Origin of the sequence: Streptococcus sp. 2741, assembly GCF_013276315.1 — a bacterium.
Classification (GTDB): domain Bacteria; phylum Bacillota; class Bacilli; order Lactobacillales; family Streptococcaceae; genus Streptococcus; species Streptococcus pseudopneumoniae.
Genome location: NZ_VMKU01000021.1, coordinates 1 through 3,303, shown reverse-complemented (window position 1 = coordinate 3,303; position 3,303 = coordinate 1). Strand labels below are relative to the sequence as shown.

At 40.0% G+C, this 3,303-nt stretch carries 4 protein-coding genes and 1 pseudogene; 2 read left to right on the top strand and 3 right to left on the bottom strand.

The window, feature by feature from the left end; genetic code table 11:
• Nucleotides 1–26 precede the first annotated feature (26 nt).
• Both HT671_RS03255 and HT671_RS03250 read right to left on the bottom strand, forming a co-directional pair.
• A complete protein-coding gene (locus tag HT671_RS03255; RefSeq protein ID WP_023933419.1) occupies nucleotides 27–164 on the bottom strand; it encodes a hypothetical protein in 138 nt (45 codons plus the stop codon).
• Between the two features lie 20 nt (nucleotides 165–184).
• Nucleotides 185–916, bottom strand: coding sequence for a cyclase family protein (locus tag HT671_RS03250; protein ID WP_001281647.1), 732 nt, complete (start codon nucleotides 914–916; stop codon nucleotides 185–187).
• Between the two features lie 254 nt (nucleotides 917–1,170).
• On the opposite strand from HT671_RS03250, the gene HT671_RS03245 reads away from it, so the two are divergent.
• Complete coding sequence (locus HT671_RS03245) at nucleotides 1,171–1,707, top strand: BioY family transporter (protein ID WP_023933417.1); 537 nt, start codon at nucleotides 1,171–1,173, stop codon at nucleotides 1,705–1,707.
• Between the two features lie 378 nt (nucleotides 1,708–2,085).
• Here the strand turns inward: HT671_RS03245 and HT671_RS03240 are convergent.
• Nucleotides 2,086–2,622: pseudogene (locus tag HT671_RS03240) on the bottom strand (Rgg/GadR/MutR family transcriptional regulator); the annotation flags it as partial.
• Between the two features lie 123 nt (nucleotides 2,623–2,745).
• Here HT671_RS03240 and HT671_RS03235 point away from each other — a divergent pair.
• Nucleotides 2,746–3,087 (top strand): metal-sulfur cluster assembly factor, encoded by a 342-nt coding sequence (locus HT671_RS03235; protein WP_001206380.1) that lies wholly within the window; start codon nucleotides 2,746–2,748, stop codon nucleotides 3,085–3,087.
• The last annotated feature ends 216 nt before the right edge of the window (nucleotides 3,088–3,303 follow it).

The following is a 3,303-nucleotide window of genomic DNA, read 5'->3' as shown; positions in this document are numbered from 1 at the left end:
GGGGTGAATAATTGGGGTTTAACTTACTATTCACTCAAATCATATTCATACTCAATTTGGCTGATATCACCAGCTGCGAAGGCTTCACGCGCTTGAACAAGCGCTTTTGGACGAAGGAAGGAACCAACATGATCTACTCGGAAAGGTGCGTGTGTATGTGTCATCTTTTTCTCCAATTCTATTTCTAAGGTAAAATTGCTAAAGCACGAACAGGCGAACCAGTCGCTTGATTCCAGTTAGGGAAACTGATACTAATCAGGGCACTTGTAGCAGGCACTTGATTTAGGTTGGCTAATACTTCTACCTGATAAATATCCTGCTCCAAGAGATAGTATTCATTGAGAAGCCCATGCTCAGCAGCAGGAATGCCTGCATCAGTGTCAAAAGTCTCATGACCGACGGCCTTGACCTGACGTTCATGAATCAAAAATTCTAAGGCTTCTCGGCTCCATCCAGGACTCTGTTGCACCCCATTTTCATCAAGATTACGCATAGCATCTTGATCAGGCCAACGTTTGGACCAGTCTGTCCGAAAAGCTACAAAAGACTCTGGCAGGATTTGTCCATGTTCCGCTTCAAAGTCCAAGATATCTTGCTTCGTCAAAATATAGTTTGGATTTTCAGCTACTGCTGCCGACTTATCGATAACAAAAAGAGGCAAAAGCAAGTCCTTGAGGTCAATCTCCTCCAACCAACGACCACCTTCAACAAAGTGAATCGGAGCATCAATGTGGGTACCGTACTGACCAACCACAGAAAACTGTTGCACATGGAATCCATCCTTCAAAGTGAACAAATCCTTCTTTTCCAAGGCTGGAAGAGCTGGGAAATGCGGGCTATTTTCATCAATACGATGGCTTAGATTGACCCATTTCTTTGATTTTAACGTTTCATAAAGCGATAATAAATCAGACATGACAGAACCCCCTTGATAGAAACATAGTTTCAAACTATATCAGTTGTAATAGATGCTTCTATTATACCAGCAAAGGATTCCCTAAACAAGCATTTATCGATTATATCGCATTACTCTTTTCTTGAGGTATATATAGTTTTAAACTATACATTTCAACTGCCACACTATTTGTTACCTATGTTTAAAAATAAAGTTGACAATCTGTCAAAATCCATTATAATAATTACCATAAAAACAAAAAGAGGTTGACAATCTTGAAAAAATCATACACCTTAGTTCTTCCAGCTATCGGGGCTGCCTTGATTGCTGTGCTGGCTCAGATTACCCTTCCCCTTGGTCCTGTTCCCTTCACATTGCAAAATTTAGCGATTGGGCTAATTGCTACTATCTTTCGTCCTCGTGAAGCTCTTCTATCTGTAGGCCTCTACCTCCTTTTGGGTGGAATCGGTCTTCCTGTCTTTGCTGGGGGAAGTGCTGGTTTTCATGTCCTGGTCGGACCAAGTGCAGGCTACCTCTGGTTTGATTTGCTTTATGCCGGAGTGACCGCCTATCTGACCCATCCCAAAACCAGTCCCCCTAAAATTTTTCTGGCCAATCTACTAGGAGATAGTCTTGTTTTTGTCGGTGGCATCCTGGGACTACATCTCTTATCGGGTATGCCTCTAGCACAAGCTACTACAGTCGGTGTCCTACCATTTATACTCCCTGACCTTGGAAAACTAGTAACCATCACCCTACTTAGCCAACCTATTTTTAGAAGTTTGAAAGGACAAGGCTATTTTCAACAATAATAAAAAGAGGCTGGAACAAAATTCCGACCCCAAATATAAAAAAACGAACAAAACTATTTTTCTGGTAATCAGAATTTTGTTTTGTTCGCTTTTTTATTCAATTATAGATTTGAATAGCTTAATAGTTAAGGTTTTAAAAATTGAAATCTTTTTATACACGATTGTTTAAAAAGTTATCGCTACATCATTTTCAGTAACATGATAACTAAGCTCCTTAACATTGATATCAGCCATTGCCCTCATCCAGGAAATTGCGGATGAAGTTTGGGGCTAATACTCTTCGAAAATCTCTTTAAACTTTGTCAGCGTCGCCTTGCCGTACGCCAGTACTGCCTTCGGCTATCTTCCTTGTTTGCTTTTTGATTTTCATTAAGTATTACGTACCATCTCTCTAACATACCTAGTGAAAAGAGAAGCAGATAGAAATTGTGAACTGACTGAAAATAAATTGAGTTCATAGATTCCCCAAATCTCGGTAGAAAACAAATAATCATGAAGGACTTTCCCTTCCTCTGCCGTTAACTCTACCGTATCATCCATGCTCTTCATATAAGACTTAATCATAATGGCATTTAAAATATGTTTCTGTTTGTTTTGAGAATGGACATGCTTTTGATACTCCTTGCGATACAAGTCCTCAAGAGGAGCTATATTCTTTGGATCCAAGACATCTATGATTTCTTTTCTCAACTCAGAATCTGTATCATACTGAAAACCTCTCGCCAGAAAGAGAATTTCCTCTACACTGGCAGATATATTTCCCAAGGCAAATAGAAACTTTTCCACCGAAAGCTCACTCTGACCTGTTTCAAAGCGGGACAACATAGACGGCGAAAATTGTCCCCCGGTTGCTTGTCTCAGTGAGATATTTCTTGACTCTCGTAATTGTCTAAAGACTTTTCCAATCTGCTCCATAGACTTCCCCTTGATTCCGTATTTTCTTCATTTTATCATATTTTTCAGAAAATTCATCAAAAGCTTGCCAAATTGTCAGAGTTATGAGAAAATAGGGGATATTTATCATGTGGAGGGACTGTAATGAGAGAGGATATCAAAATCAATGACCGTGCTTTGGCCTTGCAAGATCAAATTATCGAAAAACTAGAGAAGGTTTTTGATACAGATGTGGAATTGGATGTTTACAATCTAGGGCTGATCTATGAAATCAATCTGGACGAAACAGGTCTCTGCAAGATTGTCATGACCTTCACTGACACCGCCTGTGATTGTGCCGAAAGCCTGCCTATTGAAATCGTTGCAGGTCTGAAACAAATCGAGGGAATCGAAGATGTCAAGGTTGAAGTTACCTGGTCGCCTGCTTGGAAAATCACACGAATCAGTCGCTATGGCCGTATTGCCCTTGGACTACCACCTCGTTAATCAGACCAATCACTTTTAAAGATGAAAAAAGCAAGCCGAAAATGGCTTGCTTTTTGATACTCAATGAAAATCAAAGGGCAAACTAGAAAACTAGCCGCAGGTTGCTCAAAACACTGTTTTGAAGTTGTGGATAAAATTGACGAAGTCAGCTCAAAACACTGTTTTGAGGTTGTAGATAGAACTGACGAAGTCAGCTTAAAACACTGTTTTGAGGTT